The sequence below is a fragment of the Flavobacterium alkalisoli genome (assembly GCF_008000935.1).
Lineage (GTDB): Bacteria > Bacteroidota > Bacteroidia > Flavobacteriales > Flavobacteriaceae > Flavobacterium > Flavobacterium alkalisoli.
In genome coordinates, this window is the sequence record NZ_CP042831.1 from 830,059 (window position 1) to 850,508 (window position 20,450).

A 20,450-nucleotide genomic window follows, 5' to 3' on the forward strand; every position below is an offset into this window, starting at 1 on the left:
ACTACTGTGCAATAGGAACCTCTACCTCCATGTATGAGTTAGTTCCGTCTTCATTTTTCCCCGTGTAAAACTTAAACAGGTAAGACGAGCCGCCATAGGTAGGGCTGCAGGCAAAATTAAAAGAAGCCTCTTCCGGCTCTACCCCGTCCAGGGAAGCACAGTTGGAGTCTTCAATAACCAGTGTTTGTACCGCAATTACCAGGGCATTGTTTTTTTCCTCATAATGAAACCCGTCATAAAAATAACAGTCTGTTGGCCTTTGGTACTTTACTTTTATCTCATAGTTTTCACCGTGCACAAAATACTCGGGCATCTCTACCCCAACAACAGGAACAAACGCCACGTGAAACTGCGGATTGTCCTCATCAAAAGAGCAGGACGTTAATAAAAATAAAGCAGCAAAAAACAAAATCAGCTTTTTCATAAAAACCTTTTCAATATCCATTATACAATTAGGATGCTAAAATGCACAAAAGGTTGCGTTTAGCAATAAAAAAACCCGAATAATTTCGGGCTTTTACATTTTGTTTAAGCAATGCTTTCTTTTATTGCTAATTTTATTTTCTCTTCCAGCTCATCTGCCAGTTCCGGGTTGTCTTTAATCAACGATTTAACAGCATCCCTTCCCTGCCCCAGTTTGGTGTCGCCGTAGCTAAACCATGAGCCCGATTTCTTAATGATTTCAAACTCTACCGCAAGGTCAAGTATCTCTCCGGTTTTGCTTACCCCTTCGCCATACATAATGTCGAACTCGGCAGTCTTGAACGGAGGTGCAACCTTGTTCTTAACGATTTTTACCTTAGTACGGTTACCCAGTACGTTTTCACCATCCTTGATTTGTGAAGAACGACGGATGTCTATCCTTACCGAAGCGTAGAACTTAAGTGCGTTACCACCCGTTGTAGTTTCAGGGTTACCAAACATAACACCTATTTTTTCACGAAGCTGGTTGATAAAGAATACCGTACAGTTTGTTTTGCTTATGGTAGCCGTTAGCTTACGTAAAGCCTGCGACATAAGGCGTGCATGAAGACCCATTTTAGAGTCGCCCATTTCTCCTTCAATCTCACTTTTTGGTGTAAGTGCGGCAACCGAGTCGATTACCACTATATCTATAGCTCCTGAACGGATAAGGTTTTCGGCAATTTCAAGTGCCTGCTCACCGTTATCGGGCTGAGAGATGATAAGATTTTCTACATCTACACCCAGTTTTTCGGCATAATGGCGGTCAAAAGCGTGCTCGGCATCCACAAACGCGGCAATACCACCTGCTTTTTGCGCTTCGGCAATAGCATGAAGGGTAAGGGTTGTTTTACCCGACGATTCCGGACCATAAATCTCTATTATCCTTCCGCGCGGGTACCCGTTTACCCCAAGGGCAAGATCTACACCAAGCGATCCCGAAGGAATGGCCTCTACCTCCTCAACGGCCTGGTCGCCCAGCTTCATTACCGTTCCTTTACCGTATGCTTTGTCCAGTTTATCCAGCGTTAGCTGCAGTGCCTTTAGTTTGGCTTCTTTATCTCCGCTCATTGTTTGCTTTTTAATTTTCAGTAAAATTAGTGCTTTTTTTTGTTGCACCAAAGGTATAAGAAAAAAATCTTATAAGATTTTTTTCTTATACTTGTTTTGAGAGATTTTTTGTAGATTTAAAAGAATTTAAAAACACACCTCCCTATGATAAAAGACAGTAAAATTATACAAGCTGTTTCTAGTATTTCGCAAAGAGCAGAAAGGCAAAGAGATATAAATAAAATAATTGATTCTTACGTTGAAGTAGGTATACTACCCCAACTTATTAATAATAATAATCAAATTTTATACGGCAGAAGGGGAACAGGTAAAACTCATATTTTAAGAATTTTAGAGGACACTATAAATAAGACTCCTAATAAAACTACTTGTTATATAGATTGTAGATTCTTGGGTAGCTCTCCTCAATTCACAGACCATACAATGTCAATAGAATATAGATGCTCGTCTTTATTTACTGATATTTTAAACGAAATATTTAATTCTATATTAAATTATATTGCTTATAATCCAAATAAAAATTCTGATTTAGCTTTAGATTCTCTAAACTCTCTAGAAAAAACTTCAATAGAAGAAATCCAAAAATCAAAGAAAATTACTAACAGAGAAAAAGGACTTAAGGAAAAACAGTCTGGAAATAATATTAGTTTAAACCCATCATCTATTGATGTTAGCTTTACAAATGCCTCAAAAAAAAGTGATGAAAATGAGAAAACAACGGAATTCGAAACAGAAGAATTTGAAAAAATAGTTTTTCCAGATTTACATTATTATTTACAAAGAGTTTTAAAAGAAGCAGAAGTTGATTTGTTTCTTATTATAGATGAATGGTCAGCTATACCTATTGATATTCAACCATATCTTGCAGAGTTCTTAAAAAAATCTTTTATTCCTGTTCCTGAAGTTATTTTAAAAATTGGAGCACTTGAGTATAGATCGAGTTTTACTATCCCTAGAGAGAAACATAATTATATCGGTTTTGAATTAGGTAGTGATATAAGCACAAACCTTGATATTGATGAATATTTCGTATATGATAGAAATCCAAGTGAAATCACAAATACTTTTTCTGAAATTTTATTTAAGCATATAAAATCAGAACTGCCGGAAAATTTTTTATATGAAAACTACGCCATAAAAACCAACAAACAACTCTTACAAACATTATTTACAGGAAATACCGCCTTTGATGAATTAGTAAGAGCCTCGGAAGGAGTTGTAAGAGATTATATAAATATTTTTACTCTCGCTTTTTTTGACGCCCAAAGAAAAAATTCTTCTAATATAGATAAAAAGATAGTTGTAGAGGCTAGTCGACAATGGTTTGAAAACGATAAAGCAAAAAATCTTGATGATTTTTTACATGAAAAAGTTCGTTTAATTATTGATGAAGTAATCGGTAAGAAGAAAGCTAGATCTTTTTTAGTGTCAAGAAAATTAGAGCAAAATCCAATTATCCAAAAGTTATTTGATGCCAGAGTAATTCATATCGTTAAAAGAGGATATTCCGATAAAGACAACCCAGGAATTAGATATAATATTTATTCTCTTGATTACGGAACTTATGTTGATTTAATAAACACAAGTAAACAGCCACAAATTGAATTTGAATTTACGGAAGAAGTAGACTCAGAAGAATTCATTGTTCCTTTTGATGATAAAAGGAGTATAAGAAGAATAATACTTACCGAACAGCATTTAGAATAAATCCAAAAACCTCTACTTGCTAATTAACTGATTTTCCCTATCTTTGCCGCCGGTTCTTCCATTTAGAGCCGAACTTATTTTTACAATAACTTTCTGAAACTTAAATTTTTGTATAGCATGCAACTGTTCAACACTTTAAGCGCCGAAGAAAGAGCTGAGCTTATAGAGCAATCAGGCAAGCAGCGCCTTACGCTGTCTTTCTACGCATACGCGCACATTCAAGATCCACAACAATTTAGAAACGAATTATTTCTTGGCTGGAACCCGCTTGAGGTTTTAGGCAGGATATATGTGGCAAAAGAGGGTATTAATGCCCAGCTTTCGCTACCGGCCGATAATTTCTATGCGTTTAAGGACTTTATAGAAACCTATCCTTTTATGAAAGGCATAAGGCTGAATGTGGCGGTAGAGCAGGACGACCTTTCGTTCCTTAAGCTTACCATTAAAGTGCGTAACAAGATTGTTGCCGACGGACTAAACGACGATACTTTTGATGTTACCAACAAAGGGGTACACCTAAAGGCAAACGAGTTTAACTCGATGCTGGAAGACCCTAATACCATTGTGGTAGACATGCGTAACCACTACGAGAGCGAAATAGGCCACTTTGTAGGCGCCATTAAGCCGGATGTAGATACGTTTAGGGAATCGTTACCTATTATAGAAGACCAGTTAGCCAACCATAAAGAAGACAAAAACCTGCTTATGTACTGTACAGGGGGTATCCGTTGTGAAAAAGCGAGTGCCTTTTTTAAGCACAAAGGTTTTAAAAACGTATACCAGCTTGAGGGCGGTATTATAGAATATACCCGCCAGGTAAAGGCAGAAGGACTTGACAGCAAGTTTATAGGTAAAAACTTCGTGTTTGACCACCGTCTTGGGGAGCGCATTACCGACGATATCGTTTCGCAGTGCCACCAGTGCGGCAAACCGTGTGATAACCACACCAACTGTGCTAACGAAGCCTGCCACCTGCTGTTCATTCAGTGTGACGAGTGTAAGGCTGCCAGCGAAAACTGCTGTAGCGAGACCTGCCAGGATATTATACACCTTCCGGAAGAAGAGCAAAAAGCACTTCGCCGCGGTATCATGAACGGTAACATGGTATTTAAAAAAGGAAAATCGGAAAGGCTTACTTACAAAAAAACAGGTGAAGCAGTTACCAGTGTACCGCTTGCTAAGGCAAAACCGGTTAAAAAGATTAAAAAAGTGCTTGTGGGTAAAGGAGAACACTTCTTTACAAAAGCATCTATAGGCCAGTTTACCATAGAGAACCAGGAGCTTAAAACAGGCGATACGGTTATGATTGTGGGCCCAACCACAGGTCAGGAGGAACTGGTTATAGACAAAATGTTTGTTAACGGAAAAGAAAGCGATACTGCCGTAAAAGGAGACAAAGTTACCTTTACTGTTCCGTTCAGGATACGACTTTCAGATAAGCTGTTTAAGGTACTTAGCTAAAAACCGCTTACCACAATATAAAAAGCCTGCACCATGTGCGGGCTTTTTTTGTTTTTACCCCTGAGAATCAGTCCTCACAGCAGCTACCGAGCTTTATGTTGGCATTCACATAATATTAGCTTAAAAATACTATCTTTACACACAAAATCGTTTAAGAATCAGTAGCGGGATTAACCGCGATCTATATATATTTAAAATTATGGCATGTACAAACTGTTCTACGGGTTCTAAAGACGGAACGCCGAGAGGATGTAAAAATAATGGCACTTGCGGAACGGACAGTTGTAATAAACTTACTGTTTTTGACTGGCTCTCTAATATGAGCCTACCGGGCGGAGAAGAGACGTTTAATTGTGTGGAGGTTCGCTTTAAAAACGGAAGAAAAGAGTTCTACAGAAATACCGAAAAACTTACACTAAGCATAGGCGATATAGTTGCAACAGAAGCTTCGCCGGGCCACGATATAGGAATTGTAACCCTAACCGGAGAACTGGTTAAGGTACAGATGAAGAAAAAGAATGTTGACCCGTTTGGGGAGGTTCCTAAAATATACAGGAAAGCTACCCAAAAGGATATTGATATATGGAGCGAAGCCCGTAACAGGGAAGAGCCTATGAAGGTTATTGCCCGTGAGCTGGCTATTAAGCTAAACCTTGAAATGAAAATATCGGATATCGAGTTTCAGGGAGATGCTTCTAAGGCTACGTTCTACTATACGGCAAACGACCGTGTGGATTTCCGTCAGCTTATTAAGGATTATGCGCGTGAATTCAGTATCAGGATCGAGATGAAGCAGGTAGGTTTCCGTCAGGAAGCTTCAAGGCTTGGAGGTATCGGTTCGTGCGGAAGGGAGCTTTGCTGCTCTACATGGCTAACCGACTTTAGGAGCGTTAATACCGCTGCGGCACGTTACCAACAGCTTTCACTTAACCCGCAAAAACTTGCAGGGCAGTGCGGTAAGCTTAAATGCTGCCTTAACTATGAGCTTGATACTTATCTGGATGCGTTAAAAGATCTTCCGGATCTGGATACTAAAGTATATACCGAAAAAGGTGATGCTGTTTGCCAAAAGGTAGACATCTTTAAAGGTCTTATGTGGTTTGCCTATTTTGATAATATGGCACACTGGCATGTTATCAGTGCCGACAATGTGAAGGAAATAGTAGCGTTAAACAAAGAGAAGAAACGTATCTCATCACTGGAAGAATATGCAATAGACCCTACCGTTACGGAAGAGGACACTATCGAGAAAAACTTCCAGAATGTTGTGGGTCAGGACAGCCTTACACGTTTTGATAAGCCTAAAAAGAAAAAGAAAAGGCCGGTTAAAAATAAAAAGCCTGAAACTGCTGCAGCTGCCACTAATGAGGCGAAGCCTGCACAAACTAATAAAAACAAACAGGCTAACGGCGGTAACAAGCCTGCGAACAATAACAACAGGCCTGCAAATAATAACAACGGCAATAACCCTAATAAACAGGGCGGCCAGGGTAATAAAAATAAAAGGCCGAACAACAATAACAGAAAGCCGAACAACAACAGCAACAATAATAAACAACAATCAAACGACAAAAATGCTAATCAGAAATAGCCTTTTAGCCATAGGATTGCTTTTCCTTACCGCTTCGTGCGATAAGAAAAGAGTTTTTGACGACTACAAAGCCATTAAAGGCACATGGAATAAGGACAGTATTGTTTCGTTTCAGTTTGAACAAAACGATACTGTTACTCCTTACAATATGTTTCTTAATATAAGAAACAACAACGATTACCCGTTTAATAATATATTCCTTATCGTAAACCTGGAACAGCCCAATGGTGTTACGGTTACCGATACACTTGAATATATGATGGCAAATCCTGACGGCTCGCTTTTAGGTAAAGGTTTTTCTGATGTAAAGGAAAGTAAGCTTTGGTATAAGGAAAATGAACATTTTCCTAAAGCGGGTAACTATACGGTTAGCATACAGCAGGCCGTAAGAAAATCAGGAGACATACCGGGCGTGGAAGAGCTTAACGGTGTTACCGAAGTAGGCTTCAGGATAGAATCTGTAGAATCTAAAGAATAAAAAATATTTATGGCAACAAACAAAAAGAGTGCTGCAAATAACAAGCAAGAGGAGAATTTCTCTAAATACATAAAGGCTTTCTGGAAAATATACGTTGGTATGGTGGTACTGGCTGTATTGTTTTTCCTTTTTGCCTCATGGGGTTTCTTTGGGCACATGCCTACGTTTGAGGAACTGGAAAATCCGGAATCTAACGTTGCTACAGAGATCATTTCTTCAGACGGCGAAACGTTAGGTAAGTTCTATCTGCAAAACCGTACTCCGGTTAAATTTGCCGATCTTCCTGATAATCTTGTAAAAGCGCTTGTTGCTACAGAGGATGAGCGTTACTACGAACACTCGGGTGTAGATGCAAGAGGTACACTAAGAGCTATCCTTACTTTAGGTAGAGGCGGTGGTGCCAGTACCATTACCCAGCAGCTTGCCAAAAACCTTTTCCATGGTGAGGGTTCTAAAAACCTTGTGATGAGGGTTATCCAAAAAGCTAAGGAGTATGTAATAGCTACACGTTTGGAAAGGCAATACACCAAAGACGAGATTATTGCCATGTACCTTAACACGGTAGACTTTACTCATAATGCTGTGGGTATACGTTCGGCAGCAAAAGTATATTTTGGTAAAGAGCCTAAAAACCTTACTACCGAAGAAGCAGCTGTTATTGTGGGTATGCTTAAAAACCCTTCGCTATACAACCCAAAATCTCACCCTAATAACTCTAAGGCAAGACGTAATGTGGTTTTCCACCAGATGGAGAAAAACGACTTTATAACCGAAGAGGAAAAAGTGGCATTACAAAACAAAGATCTTGAAATGCACTATTCTCCGGAATCACACAAAGAGGGTGTTGCCACTTATTTCCGTGAATACCTGAGGGAGTTCATGAAAAAATGGGTGGAGGATAACCCTAAAGAAGACGAAAGCACTTATGATATTTACCGAGACGGTTTAAAAATATATGTTACTATAGACTCCCGCATGCAAAAGTATGCCGAAGAAGCAGTACAGGAACACCTTGCTAACCTGCAGGAAGAGTTCTTTTTACAACAAAAGAACAACAAGAATGCGCCTTTTATAAACATCTCTAAAGAAGAGACTGAAAAGATTATGGAAAGGGCCATGAAAAATTCTGACAGGTGGCGTATGATGAAAGATGAAGGCAAGAGTGAAGCCGATATCAAAAAATCATTTAACGTAAAAACCAAAATGAGAATCTTTACCTGGAAGGGAGAAAAAGATACTATTATGAGTCCTATGGACTCTATAAGGTACTACAAAAACTTCCTGCAAACAGGTATGATGTCTATGAGGCCGGAAACAGGACATGTTATGGCCTGGGTAGGTGGTGTGGACTACAAATACTTCCAGTACGACCACGTAGCTCAGGGTGCAAGACAGGTAGGCTCTACCTTTAAGCCATTTGTATATGCCACTGCAATAGAGCAGTTACACATAAGGCCTTGCGACTCTATAAACGACTCTCCGTTTACCATGCCTAGGGGCCGTTACGGCATTGAGGCTGACTGGACACCAAGAAATTCTGATGGTGAGTTTAGGGGGATGATACCTTATAGTGAAGCTTTGGCAAAATCTGTGAACACTGCTTCGGCAAAACTTATGGATCGTGTAGGACCAAAAACAGTAGTAGACTTAACCCATAAACTGGGTATAACTTCTAAAATACCGGAACAGCCTGCAATTGCACTTGGTGCAGTAGATGTTACCGTTAGCGAAATGGTAGCTGCTTACAGTACTTTTGCAAACAAAGGTCTATACATGAAACCTATGGTTATTACCCGTATTGAAGATAAAAACGGAGTAGTGCTTTACCAACAGGTTGCTAAACCGGTAGAGGTAATGAACAAGGATATCGCTTATACGGTTATAAAATTACTTGAAGGTGTTACCAGAAGCGGCTCTGGTGTACGATTAAGAACAGGAAAATCAAATGCTGCTTCATACAAGCGTGTAACAGGCCACCCGTATCAGTTTACTAACCCTATTGCCGGTAAAACAGGTACTACACAAAACCAGTCAGACGGTTGGTTTATCGGTATGGTACCGGATCTTGCTACCGGTGTTTGGGTAGGTAACGACGACCGTGCCGCTCACTTTAAGAGCATTACATACGGGCAGGGAGCTACCATGGCATTACCTATATGGGCAATATACATGAGAAAATGCTATAATGATGAAACACTTAAAGTTTCCAAGAAAGAATTTGAAAGGCCTGAAAGTCTTTCCATAGACTTAGATTGCGACGATCATAAGGAAGCTGTCAAGGATTCTGTAGACACTAACGTTGAACCTATGGATGAATTTGGCCTCTAAAAAATTCGCTTAAAGCAACTCTTTAAAAAATTAAAAAACGCCCATTAAAAGGGCGTTTTTTTATATATTTATCCCTCAAAATTAAAATACATTGTATGATTAATAAAAAAGTACAAAACGTAGAGGAAGCATTACGCGATATAAATGACGGAATGACCATAATGCTGGGCGGATTTGGCCTTTGCGGTATTCCTGAAAACAGTATAGCCGAACTGGTAAAAAAAGGCACTACAAACTTAACCTGTATTTCTAACAATGCCGGTGTGGACGATTTTGGCCTTGGCCTGCTATTACAAAAGAAACAGATCAAGAAAATGATCTCTTCTTATGTAGGTGAAAATGCCGAATTTGAAAGACAGATGTTAAGCGGTGAGCTTGAGGTTGAGCTTACGCCTCAGGGTACACTGGCAGAAAAATGCCGTGCTGCACAGGCAGGTATTCCTGCTTTCTATACTCCGGCAGGATATGGTACCGAAGTAGCTGAAGGTAAAGAAGCAAGAGAATTTAACGGTAAGATGCACATCCTTGAAGAGGCTTTTAAAGCTGACTTTGCCATTGTAAAGGCATGGAAGGGTGACGAGGCCGGTAACCTTATATTTAAAGGTACTTCAAGAAACTTTAACTCATGCATGGCTGGTGCTGCAAAAATTACCATTGCCGAGGTAGAAGAGCTTGTTCCTGCAGGAACGCTTGACCCTAACCAGATACATATTCCGGGGATATTTGTAAAGCGTATTTTTCAGGGTGAGAAATATGAGAAGAGAATTGAGCAACGTACAACCAGAAAACGTAATTAATCATGGCATTAGGTAAAGAACAAATCGCAAAAAGAATAGCAAAAGAAGTTAAAGACGGATATTTTGTTAACCTTGGTATTGGTATCCCTACCCTAGTTGCCAATTATGTTAGAGAAGATATATCAGTTGAGTTCCAGAGTGAGAATGGTGTACTTGGCATGGGTCCTTTCCCTTTTGAAGGTGAAGAGGATGCTGATGTAATCAACGCAGGTAAACAAACCATAACAACATTACCGGGCGCATCATTTTTTGATTCTGCCATGAGTTTTGGTATGATTCGTGGCCAGCACGTAGACCTTACTATTTTAGGGGCTATGGAAGTAGCCGAAAACGGCGATATCGCTAACTGGAAAATTCCGGGTAAAATGGTAAAAGGTATGGGTGGTGCTATGGACCTTGTAGCTTCTGCCGAGAATATCATCGTAGCCATGATGCATGTAAACAAAGCCGGTGAATCTAAACTTTTAAAACGTTGTTCACTACCTTTAACAGGTGTAGGCTGCGTTAAGAAAATTGTTACTGAACTTGCCGTTCTTGAAATAGTACCGGAAGGCTTTAAGCTTTTAGAGCGTGCTCCGGGAGTAACTGTTGAAGACATTAAAAATGCTACCGAAGGAAACCTTATCGTTGAAGGCGATATTCCTGAAATGGTAATTGACTAAATAAACAAAAGCGAAGCATTTAGCTTCGCTTTTTTATTTCTTCCTGAAACTACAGAAAGTAAAATTCTGTACGGTATCAAAAGGTGTTTTATGGTCTTCATTAAAACACTCTATCTTTTCAAATGAGTTTTCAAACTGAGCCGCAAGTTCTTCTTTAGAATATTGCCTGATAGGGATACCGCTGCATTTTAACGGTCCGCTTTCAGAAAATGTCCCTATAACCGCAACACCATTATCTACTATAGCAGCAGTAGCATTGCTAATATAATTAGCAACCTCATCTGCTTCCGTTAAAAAATGAAAGGCCGCACGGTCGTACCAAAAATCATACTGTTCTCCCGCTGTAAAATTTGATGCATCGGCCACAATCCATTTTACCTTAGCAGCATTATCGCCCAGCCGTTGTTTTGCTCTTTCAAGTGCTGCTTCAGATACATCGAGAATAGCAATATCGCTATATCCGTTTTCCAGAAGCCAGTCGGCAAAAAAGCTGTCACCACCTCCTATGTCAATTATTTTAGCCTCTTTAGGCAGGTTGAATTTTTCAACAAACCTGATGGCTGATACCTGCTGTGGCTGATACCAGCTTACCTCGTTTAACTGTTTTGTGGTATATATATTTTCCCAGTGTTTTTTCCTGTCAAATGTCTCTGTCATCCTATTCTCCTTTAGGTATCGCTTCAATTAATTTTTTGGTGTACTCCTTTTGCGGATTTTCATAAAGGGCATCTGCCTCATTCATTTCTTCAATCTGTCCTTTATTCATTACCAATACCTGATCACTCATGTATTTTACAACGGCAAGGTCGTGCGAAATGAAAATATAGGTAAAACCAAAGTTCTCCTTTAATTCATTAAGCAGGTTGAGTACCTGTGCCTGTACCGAAATATCTAATGCTGAAACCGATTCATCACAAACTATAAGTTTGGGCTGTAATGCTATGGTACGGGCTATTCCCACACGCTGACGCTGCCCTCCCGAAAATTCATGCGGGTATCGGTTAAAATGTTCTTCACCTAAACCTACACGGTTTAGTATTTCTATGGTTTTTTCCTTTCGTTCCTTATCATTTTTATACAGGCCATGTACCTTCATAGGCTCCATTATAGCCTTGCCTACAGTTATCCTTGGGTTTAGGGACGAATAAGGGTCCTGAAAAATAATCTGTATTTCTTTTCGCAGTGCTCTAATCTCTTTTGAGGATAGTTTTGTAAGGTCGGTTCCCCTATATAATATCTTTCCTGCTGTTGCCTTATCCAGTTGTAGTATGGCATTACCCAATGTAGACTTACCACAACCTGACTCGCCTACAAGGCCAAGTGTTTCTCCTTCATAAATCTTAAAGCTTACATCGTTTACAGCCTTAAATTTTACATCCTTACCAAACAAACCAGCCGAAGAAACATATTCCTTTTCTACATTAATCACTTCCAGTAAAGGAGGCTGACTGTATAATGCTTCATGTTCCTTTTTACGCTGTTGCGGGGTAACCTCCGTTTTATCAACTGTGTTTTCAAGGTAGTTCTGAATAGTGGGTAACCGCTTTAAACGAACATCAAGGGATGGCCTTGAATTGATAAGAGCTTTGGTATAGGTATGTTCCGGATTATGAAAAATCTCTTCGGCATTGCCCTGCTCCACTATATTCCCTTTGTACATTACCAGTACCCTGTTTGCAATTTCAGAAACCAGTGACAGGTCATGAGAAATAAAAATGATGCTCATTTTTGTTTCCTGCTGCAATTCCTTAAGCAATAGTATTATCTCTTTTTGTACGGTTACATCGAGTGCTGTGGTAGGTTCGTCGGCAATAAGTATCTTGGGCTTGCAGGCAATTGCCATGGCAATCATAACCCTTTGCTTTTGCCCTCCTGATATTTCATGCGGGTAACGGTTGTATATCTTTTCCGGATTGGGCAGCTTTACCTTTTCAAATAAGGAAAGTACCGTTGCCTTTATTTCTTTTTGGGATAAAGAAGTATGCTCTTTTAGTATTTCCCCTACCTGATAGCCACATTTAAGCGACGGGTTAAGGGAACTCATTGGTTCCTGAAATATCATGGCAATATCATTACCCCTTATCTCTCGTAATCTTTTATTATCGAGTTTTGCTATATCATCCCCATTAAAGGCTATGGTACCCGATGTTACCTCCAGTATACCTTTTGGTAATAATCCCATTACTGCCAGTGAGGTAACCGACTTACCACTACCTGACTCACCCACTATTCCCAGTATCTCATTTTCCTGAAGGGTAAAAGTACTATCATGTACTATGGGAGTCCATTTTCCTTCTTTTCTTGCCGAAATGGTAACATGGTTTATATTTAACAGGGTATTGCTCATGTGGTAAAAATAAGGGTTTATTCCCTTTTATTCGGTAACAAAAGTAGCTAAGCTACACATGTATTATTTCTTCTTCAATCAACAGGTCTTCACGGCGAAAACGTAGCAGCACCTGTGCTACGGCTATAACATCCTTTTCGCAATAGGTAACTATACGGTCTATATCCTTTTCAATATAATATACCTCAGCTACCTGACTGCCGTCTATATCTCCTTTAGGAGAAGGTATCCCCAGTATCTTGGTAAGCAGTTTTAGTGAAGTAAAACTTTTATAGTCGCCAAACTTCCACAGCTCCATTGTATCAAGATGCGGGACTTCCCATGGTTTCTTACCAAAAAGGTTAAGTTTGTTAGGAATCGGGACATTGTTTATTATCATCCTTCGGGCTATGAAGGGAAAATCAAATTCCTTTGCATTATGTCCGCACATTATATGTTGTGGCTGGCTGAAATGATTATTGACCAGATTACTGAAATCCTTTAGTATTTGGGTTTCTTCACCAAAAAAGGACGTAACCCTAAAATGCCTTATGTCTCCGCGAAGCGTAAAGAATCCTGCGGAAAGGCATATTATCTTACCAAACTCGGCCCAAATACCTGCCCGGTCATAAAACTCCTCAGGAGTATGATCTTCCTTTCGCTGATAAAATGTCTTTTGTTCAAAAAGCTGTTGGGTTTCCTCATCCAAAAGCCCAAAATGCCTTTGCTCAGGAACCGTTTCTATATCTAAAAAAAGTATATTTTCAAGGTTTATCCTTTCTATCATAAACTATTTATTCTCCTGTTGCTCTTCTTCCTCTTTTGTTAATGGCTTATAATTCCCCACTCCTTCATTCTCTTTTATCAGTCCCATCATTTTGTAGGCCTCATCTACATACACATAAAAATCATTACTGTGTGGGTCCTTCTCTGTTTGTAGGCCTTTGGTGTGCCCCAAACGAACAATTATAACATTATCCTCAGGTACAACAATTACAAACTGACCTAAATGGCCTCGCATGTAATACATTTTCCTGTTAAGGTAATAGTTAAGCCACCAGCCGTAACCATATTGCGGAGAGGCAGGAAAACGTGCCGTTACCATAGTTTTTACAGCTGTAGTATCCAGTATCTGATTTCCGTTCCAGTTACCCTCATGAAGGAACAGTTTACCAAAACGTGCAAAATCCCTTGCATTACTGGCAAAACAGCAATAGGCTTTTTCTATCCCTCCCGGTTCATCCAATTGCCATAAGGCAGGATTTTCTGCTCCCATAGGTTTCCAGAATTTTTCAGACACATAATCAGAAAGATGTTGCCCAGTAGCTTTTTCCAGTACCATGGCAAGCAGTTCTGTTGCACCGCTTACATATTCAAAATCCCTTCCCGGTTCTCTCACTACTTTAACACCCAAAACCGTTTCCCTAAGGTTATCATCAAAATAAGCTCTTGTTGTTACAGAAAACGGACTACTGTACTGCTCTCCCCAATCCAAGCCTGTTGCCATAGAGGAAAGGTCGCCCACCGTAAGTTCGGCAGCATAACCATGATTGTATTCGGGAAAATAATCTGAAACCTTTTGGTCAAGACTTTTAACCTTACCCTCCATAATAGCTTTAAAAAGTGCTGCCGAAACAATACTTTTTGCCATAGAGAAAGAGTTGGTTTTAGAATCTTTTCCATAACCATCATAATAGCTTTCATGCCAAATGCTGTCGTTCTTAATAATAAGATAAGCTACAGTTCCCAATGTTTTATGGGCATCTTCCAGTCTTTGGGTTGCGGGTACTTTATTATAATCTTTATCTGTCGCCCAAGGCTGTGCAGTACCGGCTTCTACCACGCGGTTATCAAAATATTCGTAATCGTCTAAAAAGGCTGTGGTTTTACCATTTAGGTAAACTACCCTAACCGCTTTTAAAAGATAGTCAACATTAAATATATACAGTAAAGCCACTATAACCGCAATAGTGATTATAAGGAATATAAGAAACTTCTTAAGGAATTTCATGGTGGTTTGGTTTTGTTTGTGTTATTACGAATTTACATAATTTTTATTACCTCCAAACTAAACCTATGATTTCCTTATGAAGGGAAAATACTTTTTAAAAAAGGGATTGCTGCTTTACCGGATTTTCATGTTCCAAAAGCCACTTTTTACGCCACAGCCCGCCTGCATAACCTGTGAGGGAACCATCACTGCCTATAACACGGTGGCAGGGAACAACTATCCATAACGGGTTTTTTCCATTTGCACTGGCTACAGCACGAATCGCCTTTACATCGCCAAGCTTTATTGAAAGATCCTGATAGGACATGGTTTTACCAAAAGGGATTTCAAGCAGGGCTTTCCATACTTTCTTCTGAAAATCGGTACCCTGCGGATTTAGCTTAAAATCAAAACCAGTTCGCTTTCCTTCAAAATATTCCTCAAGCTGTTTAGCTGCATCAGCGAGTTCGTGGGGAATATCATGAGAAGGTACAAGCTTATCATCATCTAATACAGAAATTTTAGACACGCCTTCGGCACCCCCTTCTATAAGGGTGATACCTACCGGAGACTGTATATAAATTTCTGCCATGACTTAAAATTTAAGTGCTTAAATGTGCTGACTTAATCACCCGCTTCCAACTCAAAAATATCATTTACGCTAATCTTAAAAAGTTGAGACAGCTTTAATGCCAGCGCTGTAGAAGGTACATACTTACCTTTTTCCATAGCATTAATGGTTTGTCTGCTTACCCCTATTTTATCGGCAAGCACCTGCTGGGTAAAATTATGTATAGCCCTTTGTACTTTTATATTATTCTTCATCTGCCCCTGCTTTATTAAGTTTATAAATATTATAACGAAACAGGATGATAAAGATAAGAAGCTGGGAGAACATTATGGCACTCATTACCGTTAGAAAAGGCATTCCGTATATAAATATATAGCTTAACATTATAAGTCCATAGTTTATTATTGTTGCCCAGGCTAAGCTGTTAAGCCTTACAGATACCACCATTTCGTCTTCATATTTTTCTTTGGAAAAGGCGAATATTATACCAAATAAAATTGTGAGTACAACAAGTATCTCATCTGTAACAGAATCTTCTATAAAGCCAAAGCTTTTTCTTTCTCCCAAAATTCCGTAATCTGAAACTAAGGCAAAGACCTTTGCCTTAATTGAAAATCTTTCAAATCCATCTAAAAAATAGAGTAATGTCAAAACTACAAAAGAAAGGAGGAAAATAATACCGCTAACTTTTTTTAGACGGTAAGGAAATAAATAGTTCGTTTTCATGATGATTGAATTAAAGTTATGAGTCAAATGTAAGACAAATTTTTCAATAAGTAAAATAAACTTTACATTTTGTAAAACAAAAAAGCCATCAGCATAACTGATGGCTTTTCTTATCGAATTGCTATGAAAACTAATTATTGCTTCACTTCAGGAGCAACAACTTTACCTTTTATCGTAAGTACTTTTTTCACGTCGCTGTCATTAGTAGTAACTGTTACTGTTTTAGTAAAGTTACCCGGATTAGCTGCATTATAAGTAGCAGTTACAGTACCCATTTCTCCCGGCTTGATAGGAGTTTTAGTATAGTTGGTAGCTGTACATCCGCAAGAAGCTTTTACGTTTGTAATTAAGATAGTCTGATCTGTAGTATTTTTAAAAGTAAACTCGTGAGATGCAGGATGTCCTTTTTCTACATCACCAAAGTTAAACACGTCTTCTGTCCATGTAATTTTAGAAGGCTCCATGTTTTTAGCCGCAGCTACATTAGTTGTAGCAGTAGCCGCAGGTGCAGCTGCCACTTTTCTCGCTGTAGGTGTTTGAGCGTTTGCAGCGTTAGAAGTAAAAAATAAAGCTCCTACTACTGCAAATAATGAAAGTTTTAATGTTTTCATAATCTAATTATTTAAATTTGGTTAAACTGTCTTTTTATTTGAAACATGACAAATATATCTACTAATATCCACATATTTGTTAACCAGCTTCAAACTCTTGTTAATAACATGTTAACGTGTTGTGCAGTAGTGTTTTTTAAAGTAATATCGATTCAGGAAATTTATGCGGTTTGAAATTAAGTACACTTAATATAATAGTATTTGTAGGACTAATTGCCATAGTGGGGGTACTCACCATGCAATTGCTTATGCTAAATCAGGCCTATGCTTTTGAAAAAAAGGAAATAGGCGAGAAAATACATTTTGCCCTGCAGGATGTGGTAAATAAAATATATCGCGATAATAACAGCGACCTTCCGGCAGCCTCACCCATTAAAAAGGTATCGGAAGACTATTATGTGGTGAATGTGGATGATACTTTTGAAGCCCCGATACTGGAATACTACCTAAATCTGGAGTTTCAAAAAGTGAAAATGGACATGGACTATGAGTATGCCATTTACGACTGCGCATCAGACGAAATGGTGTATGGCGAATATATTTCCTCCAGCGGTACGGCAGAGAAGAACGAAAAGAAATGTGAAAACTGCTTTACCAAAAAAGAAGGGCTGGTATATTATTTTGCAGTACGCTTTCCCGATTTAAAATACAGCTACATCTCTTCCTTACAACAATACTGGATTTATACCGGAGTACTGTTCCTTGTACTGGTTATATATGTATACTCTGTATTCCTGTTATTAAAGCAAAAGAAATACAGCGAGCTGCAAAAGGACTTTATAAACAATATGACCCATGAGTTTAAAACACCTTTGTCGTCTATACTTATTGCCTCAAATTATGCTGCCAAGCAACCCGAGATAGAACGCAATGTTAAACTGAACAAATATCTTGAAATCATTATAGAGCAAAGCAATAAGCTTAACCTTCATATTGAAAAGATATTAAATGTCGCTAAGTCTGACGAGATGCACAGGGGAATCCATAAAAAGGAATTCAACATTGTAGATTCTCTTGAACTGGTAAAGGAAAATGCATTGCTTAAATATGGTCATGCTAACGTTAATCTCACTTCCTTAAAGGACAGTTACAGCTTATATGCCGATGAGTTCCATTTTTACAACATTGCCTTTAATATTTTGGAAAACGCAATGAAATACGGCCCTAACGGAAGTACCGAGGTAAACATAAACCTGGTGGAGACCGATAAGAAACTGGAAATACGGTTTAGCGATAACGGCCCGGGAATACCTAAAGACCATATTGATTATGTTTTCGACCGTTTTTATCGTGTACCTCGTGAAAACAGGGAAGAGGTAGAGGGCTTTGGTATCGGTTTGTTTTATGTAAAAAAAATATGCGATCTTCATAAATGGAAAATCAGCATTGCCAATAATCCCGAAAAGGGTATTACAGTAACCATAGCTATTCCTAAAAAGCAAATACAATGAGCAGGAAAAAAATATTATATGTAGAAGACGACAACACGCTTGCCTTTCTTACTTCCGATAACCTTGAACAACATTTTGAGGTAGTTCATTTTGCTAACGGTAAAGATGCGTTTGAGGCTTTTAAGAAAAACGGTTTTGACCTTTGCGTACTGGATATTATGCTTCCCGGAATGGATGGTTTTGAACTGGCTACTGCCATAAGGGAACTGGATGTGGAAATCCCTATAATTTTCCTTTCGGCAAAAACGCTTAAGGAAGATCGTATAAAAGGCCTTAAACTGGGTGCCGATGATTACCTTATAAAGCCTTACAGCATAGAGGAACTTATACTTAAAATTGAAGTTTTCCTGCAACGCAGCCAAAAACAGGCAACAGTAAAAAACATTACCTATACCATAGGCTCATTTGTGTTTGACCCTACCAATTACTCTCTTACCAAAGGCAGGGAAACAACGATGCTTACCGAAAGGGAATCGGCATTATTAAAGCTTTTTATAGAAAATAAGAATACCATACTTAAACGTGAAATGATGCTGAAAGCCCTTTGGGGAACCGACGACTATTTCATGGGCCGGAGTATGGATGTATTTATATCAAGGCTTAGGAAAATATTCCGTGAGGACGAAAGCATCCGTATAGAAAATATCCCAAGGATAGGATTTAAACTGGTAGCTCCTTAATGGTTATTGCTTATCCAAATGGCTGTACATATAGTCTTCCAGTGCCTTTAGTTCCTTTTCAGAAAAGTTTCTTGTAATGTAAAAATTGGTCTTCATTACCTCATATTGTGAAGGGTCTACTATAGGCTCACCCTTCCCTTTAAGGAACTGTACCATGTCGCCGTTTTTATCTTTATAGATTTTTGCAATCTGCTTTATGCTTGGCGCTGCAAATTTTTGTTCCGGCTTATGGCAGGAAAAGCAGTTCCCTTTACCATTAAATATTTCACGCCCTAAGGAAACCGACGGGTCCTGAGATATTCCGGCAGCTTCTGCACCTTCATCGGCAGCAGGGGTTGTATATAAAGATTCTTTCTTTTCTTCCTGTTTACATGAAAACAGGGAGGTAGCAAGTAGTAACAGTACGATTTTTTTCATTGGATGAATTACAAACCACCTCAAATGTGTCATTTTGAGCGAAACGAAGTGGAGTCGAAAAATCTCAATCTTTTACATGAGATTTCTCCTAACGTCGAAATGACAGAAAACGACACTCTTGAGACAGTATTTATATTTTTATTTATTTAAAAGTATAGCTGCTTCTTTAGCGAAGTAGGTAGATATAATATCTGCCCCTGCACGTTTAATACAGTGCAGCTGCTCTATCATAATCTTATCATGATCCAGCCAGCCTCTTTCGGCAGCTGCCTTAATCATGGCATATTCTCCCGAAACATGGTATACCGATACCGGTACGTTAACCGCATTCTTTACTTCCCTAACAATATCAAGATAAGCAATACCCGGTTTTACCATTACTATATCGGCACCTTCTTCCACATCATGCAGTGCTTCTTTAATGGCCTCGATACGATTGGCATAATCCATTTGGTAGGTTTTCTTATCACCAAATCCCGGAGCCGAATCCAGTGCATCCCTAAATGGCCCGTAGAATGACGAAGCATATTTAGCGCTATAGCTCATAATCCCTACATTATGATGGCCAGACTCCTCAAGTGCTTTACGTATAGCCAGCACACGTCCGTCCATCATATCGCTTGGTGCCACAAAATCAGCTCCTGCATCAGCATGGCTTACACTCATTCTTGTTAAGGCGTCTACAGTAGCATCGTTTAAAATTTCTCCGTTTTCTACAATCCCGTCATGTCCGTAAATGGAATATGGGTCAAGTGCCACATCGGGCATAACTACCATTCCGGGAACAGCATCTTTTATAGCCTTAATGGCCTGCTGCATTAGCCCGTTAGGATTCCATGCCTCTTTTCCTGTATTATCCTTAAGCTTATCGTCTACCTTTACATAAATGTTAACTGCCTTAACACCCAAATTCCAAAGCTCTTTTACCTCCTTAACGGTAAGGTCTACAGAGCGGCGGTAAATACCCGGCATAGAAGGGATAGGCACCTCCACGTTACTGCCTTCGGCAATAAACATAGGGAACATAAAATCATTAGGTGTAAGAACGGTTTCCCTTACCAATGCACGCATGGCATCGGTTGTTCTTAATCTTCTGTTTCTGTGTATAGGGAACATGTATT

The 20,450-nt window shown here is 39.1% G+C and carries 21 protein-coding genes; 9 read left to right on the top strand and 12 right to left on the bottom strand.

All coding sequences use genetic code 11. The features are described from left to right. Nucleotide 1: 1 nt before the first annotated feature. On the bottom strand, nt 2-424 hold the full coding sequence (locus FUA48_RS03550; protein ID WP_147582209.1) for a membrane lipoprotein lipid attachment site-containing protein: 423 nt from the start codon (nt 422-424) through the stop codon (nt 2-4). A gap of 104 nt (nt 425-528) precedes the next feature. Continuing rightward, nucleotides 529-1,533 (bottom strand): recombinase RecA, encoded by a 1,005-nt coding sequence (gene recA / locus FUA48_RS03555; RefSeq protein ID WP_129750489.1) that lies wholly within the window; start codon nt 1,531-1,533, stop codon nt 529-531. A gap of 144 nt (nt 1,534-1,677) precedes the next feature. On the opposite strand from recA, the gene FUA48_RS03560 reads away from it, so the two are divergent. From FUA48_RS03560 to FUA48_RS03590, 7 genes are all read left to right on the top strand, one after another. Then, a complete protein-coding gene (locus tag FUA48_RS03560) occupies nt 1,678-3,240 on the top strand; it encodes an ORC-CDC6 family AAA ATPase (RefSeq protein ID WP_147582211.1) in 1,563 nt (520 codons plus the stop codon). A gap of 117 nt (nt 3,241-3,357) precedes the next feature. Next, nucleotides 3,358-4,701, top strand: a complete 1,344-nt coding sequence (gene trhO, locus FUA48_RS03565) for an oxygen-dependent tRNA uridine(34) hydroxylase TrhO (RefSeq protein WP_147582212.1) — start codon at nt 3,358-3,360, stop codon at nt 4,699-4,701. Nucleotides 4,702-4,900: 199 nt separating this feature from the next. Further along, entirely contained in the window at nt 4,901-6,292 is a 1,392-nt protein-coding gene (locus tag FUA48_RS03570) for a PSP1 domain-containing protein (RefSeq protein WP_147582214.1), read from the top strand. Then, nucleotides 6,276-6,770: a gliding motility lipoprotein GldH gene (locus FUA48_RS03575; protein ID WP_147582216.1), complete on the top strand. Its 495-nt coding sequence runs from the start codon at nt 6,276-6,278 to the stop codon at nt 6,768-6,770. Before FUA48_RS03570 ends, FUA48_RS03575 begins: the two co-directional genes overlap by 17 nt. Nucleotides 6,771-6,779: 9 nt before the next feature. Further along, a complete protein-coding gene (locus FUA48_RS03580) occupies nt 6,780-9,098 on the top strand; it encodes a penicillin-binding protein 1A (RefSeq protein ID WP_147582218.1) in 2,319 nt (772 codons plus the stop codon). A gap of 95 nt (nt 9,099-9,193) precedes the next feature. Beyond that, nucleotides 9,194-9,895: a CoA transferase subunit A gene (locus FUA48_RS03585; protein ID WP_129750495.1), complete on the top strand. Its 702-nt coding sequence runs from the start codon at nt 9,194-9,196 to the stop codon at nt 9,893-9,895. Nucleotides 9,896-9,897: 2 nt separating this feature from the next. Continuing rightward, entirely contained in the window at nt 9,898-10,557 is a 660-nt protein-coding gene (locus tag FUA48_RS03590; protein ID WP_129750496.1) for a CoA transferase subunit B, read from the top strand. A gap of 33 nt (nt 10,558-10,590) precedes the next feature. Here FUA48_RS03590 and FUA48_RS03595 read toward each other — a convergent pair whose 3' ends face one another. From FUA48_RS03595 to FUA48_RS03630, 8 genes are all read right to left on the bottom strand, one after another. Beyond that, on the bottom strand, nt 10,591-11,214 hold the full coding sequence (locus tag FUA48_RS03595; protein WP_147582219.1) for a class I SAM-dependent methyltransferase: 624 nt from the start codon (nt 11,212-11,214) through the stop codon (nt 10,591-10,593). Between the two features lies 1 nt (nt 11,215). Then, entirely contained in the window at nt 11,216-12,904 is a 1,689-nt protein-coding gene (locus FUA48_RS03600; RefSeq protein ID WP_147582221.1) for an ABC transporter ATP-binding protein, read from the bottom strand. A 52-nt stretch (nt 12,905-12,956) separates the two neighbouring features. Beyond that, entirely contained in the window at nt 12,957-13,670 is a 714-nt protein-coding gene (locus FUA48_RS03605; RefSeq protein ID WP_147582223.1) for a 3'-5' exonuclease, read from the bottom strand. 3 nt (nt 13,671-13,673) lie between these two features. Beyond that, a complete protein-coding gene (locus FUA48_RS03610; protein WP_147582225.1) occupies nt 13,674-14,894 on the bottom strand; it encodes a serine hydrolase domain-containing protein in 1,221 nt (406 codons plus the stop codon). Between the two features lie 94 nt (nt 14,895-14,988). Further along, the gene (locus tag FUA48_RS03615) at nt 14,989-15,465 is read right to left on the bottom strand and encodes a methylated-DNA--[protein]-cysteine S-methyltransferase (RefSeq protein WP_147582227.1); all 477 of its coding nucleotides are present in this window, start codon (nt 15,463-15,465) and stop codon (nt 14,989-14,991) included. A gap of 32 nt (nt 15,466-15,497) precedes the next feature. Beyond that, complete coding sequence (locus tag FUA48_RS03620) at nt 15,498-15,698, bottom strand: helix-turn-helix transcriptional regulator (RefSeq protein ID WP_147582229.1); 201 nt, start codon at nt 15,696-15,698, stop codon at nt 15,498-15,500. Next, entirely contained in the window at nt 15,688-16,170 is a 483-nt protein-coding gene (locus FUA48_RS03625) for a hypothetical protein (protein ID WP_147582231.1), read from the bottom strand. Before FUA48_RS03625 ends, FUA48_RS03620 begins: the two co-directional genes overlap by 11 nt. Before the next feature lie 134 nt (nt 16,171-16,304). Next, a complete protein-coding gene (locus FUA48_RS03630; protein ID WP_147582233.1) occupies nt 16,305-16,781 on the bottom strand; it encodes a DUF1573 domain-containing protein in 477 nt (158 codons plus the stop codon). Between the two features lie 170 nt (nt 16,782-16,951). Here FUA48_RS03630 and FUA48_RS03635 point away from each other — a divergent pair, with 170 nt between their 5' ends. Both FUA48_RS03635 and FUA48_RS03640 read left to right on the top strand, forming a co-directional pair. Further along, nucleotides 16,952-18,232, top strand: coding sequence for a sensor histidine kinase (locus FUA48_RS03635; protein WP_147582235.1), 1,281 nt, complete (start codon nt 16,952-16,954; stop codon nt 18,230-18,232). Next, nucleotides 18,229-18,912 carry a response regulator transcription factor gene (locus FUA48_RS03640; protein ID WP_147582237.1) on the top strand — a complete coding sequence of 228 codons (684 nt, stop codon included), beginning with the start codon at nt 18,229-18,231 and terminating at the stop codon, nt 18,910-18,912. The genes FUA48_RS03635 and FUA48_RS03640 overlap by 4 nt, the downstream gene beginning before the upstream one ends. Before the next feature lie 3 nt (nt 18,913-18,915). Here FUA48_RS03640 and FUA48_RS03645 read toward each other — a convergent pair whose 3' ends face one another. Together FUA48_RS03645 and hemB are read right to left on the bottom strand one after the other, a co-directional pair. After that, nucleotides 18,916-19,329 (bottom strand): c-type cytochrome, encoded by a 414-nt coding sequence (locus FUA48_RS03645; protein WP_147582239.1) that lies wholly within the window; start codon nt 19,327-19,329, stop codon nt 18,916-18,918. A gap of 138 nt (nt 19,330-19,467) precedes the next feature. Continuing rightward, nucleotides 19,468-20,445 (bottom strand): porphobilinogen synthase, encoded by a 978-nt coding sequence (hemB, locus tag FUA48_RS03650; RefSeq protein WP_147582241.1) that lies wholly within the window; start codon nt 20,443-20,445, stop codon nt 19,468-19,470. Between the last annotated feature and the right edge of the window lie 5 nt (nt 20,446-20,450).

What these genes read in the sequence shown, in the direction of transcription:
- FUA48_RS03550 (WP_147582209.1), bottom strand. Translation starts at nt 424, where the DNA reads ATGAAAAAGCTGATTTTGTTTTTTGCTGCTTTATTTTTATTAACGTCC.
- recA (WP_129750489.1), bottom strand. Translation starts at nt 1,533, where the DNA reads ATGAGCGGAGATAAAGAAGCCAAACTAAAGGCACTGCAGCTAACGCTG.
- FUA48_RS03560 (WP_147582211.1), top strand. Translation starts at nt 1,678, where the DNA reads ATGATAAAAGACAGTAAAATTATACAAGCTGTTTCTAGTATTTCGCAA.
- trhO (WP_147582212.1), top strand. Translation starts at nt 3,358, where the DNA reads ATGCAACTGTTCAACACTTTAAGCGCCGAAGAAAGAGCTGAGCTTATA.
- FUA48_RS03570 (WP_147582214.1), top strand. Translation starts at nt 4,901, where the DNA reads ATGGCATGTACAAACTGTTCTACGGGTTCTAAAGACGGAACGCCGAGA.
- FUA48_RS03575 (WP_147582216.1), top strand. Translation starts at nt 6,276, where the DNA reads ATGCTAATCAGAAATAGCCTTTTAGCCATAGGATTGCTTTTCCTTACC.
- FUA48_RS03580 (WP_147582218.1), top strand. Translation starts at nt 6,780, where the DNA reads ATGGCAACAAACAAAAAGAGTGCTGCAAATAACAAGCAAGAGGAGAAT.
- FUA48_RS03585 (WP_129750495.1), top strand. Translation starts at nt 9,194, where the DNA reads ATGATTAATAAAAAAGTACAAAACGTAGAGGAAGCATTACGCGATATA.
- FUA48_RS03590 (WP_129750496.1), top strand. Translation starts at nt 9,898, where the DNA reads ATGGCATTAGGTAAAGAACAAATCGCAAAAAGAATAGCAAAAGAAGTT.
- FUA48_RS03595 (WP_147582219.1), bottom strand. Translation starts at nt 11,214, where the DNA reads ATGACAGAGACATTTGACAGGAAAAAACACTGGGAAAATATATATACC.
- FUA48_RS03600 (WP_147582221.1), bottom strand. Translation starts at nt 12,904, where the DNA reads ATGAGCAATACCCTGTTAAATATAAACCATGTTACCATTTCGGCAAGA.
- FUA48_RS03605 (WP_147582223.1), bottom strand. Translation starts at nt 13,670, where the DNA reads ATGATAGAAAGGATAAACCTTGAAAATATACTTTTTTTAGATATAGAA.
- FUA48_RS03610 (WP_147582225.1), bottom strand. Translation starts at nt 14,894, where the DNA reads ATGAAATTCCTTAAGAAGTTTCTTATATTCCTTATAATCACTATTGCG.
- FUA48_RS03615 (WP_147582227.1), bottom strand. Translation starts at nt 15,465, where the DNA reads ATGGCAGAAATTTATATACAGTCTCCGGTAGGTATCACCCTTATAGAA.
- FUA48_RS03620 (WP_147582229.1), bottom strand. Translation starts at nt 15,698, where the DNA reads ATGAAGAATAATATAAAAGTACAAAGGGCTATACATAATTTTACCCAG.
- FUA48_RS03625 (WP_147582231.1), bottom strand. Translation starts at nt 16,170, where the DNA reads ATGAAAACGAACTATTTATTTCCTTACCGTCTAAAAAAAGTTAGCGGT.
- FUA48_RS03630 (WP_147582233.1), bottom strand. Translation starts at nt 16,781, where the DNA reads ATGAAAACATTAAAACTTTCATTATTTGCAGTAGTAGGAGCTTTATTT.
- FUA48_RS03640 (WP_147582237.1), top strand. Translation starts at nt 18,229, where the DNA reads ATGAGCAGGAAAAAAATATTATATGTAGAAGACGACAACACGCTTGCC.
- FUA48_RS03645 (WP_147582239.1), bottom strand. Translation starts at nt 19,329, where the DNA reads ATGAAAAAAATCGTACTGTTACTACTTGCTACCTCCCTGTTTTCATGT.
- hemB (WP_147582241.1), bottom strand. Translation starts at nt 20,445, where the DNA reads ATGTTCCCTATACACAGAAACAGAAGATTAAGAACAACCGATGCCATG.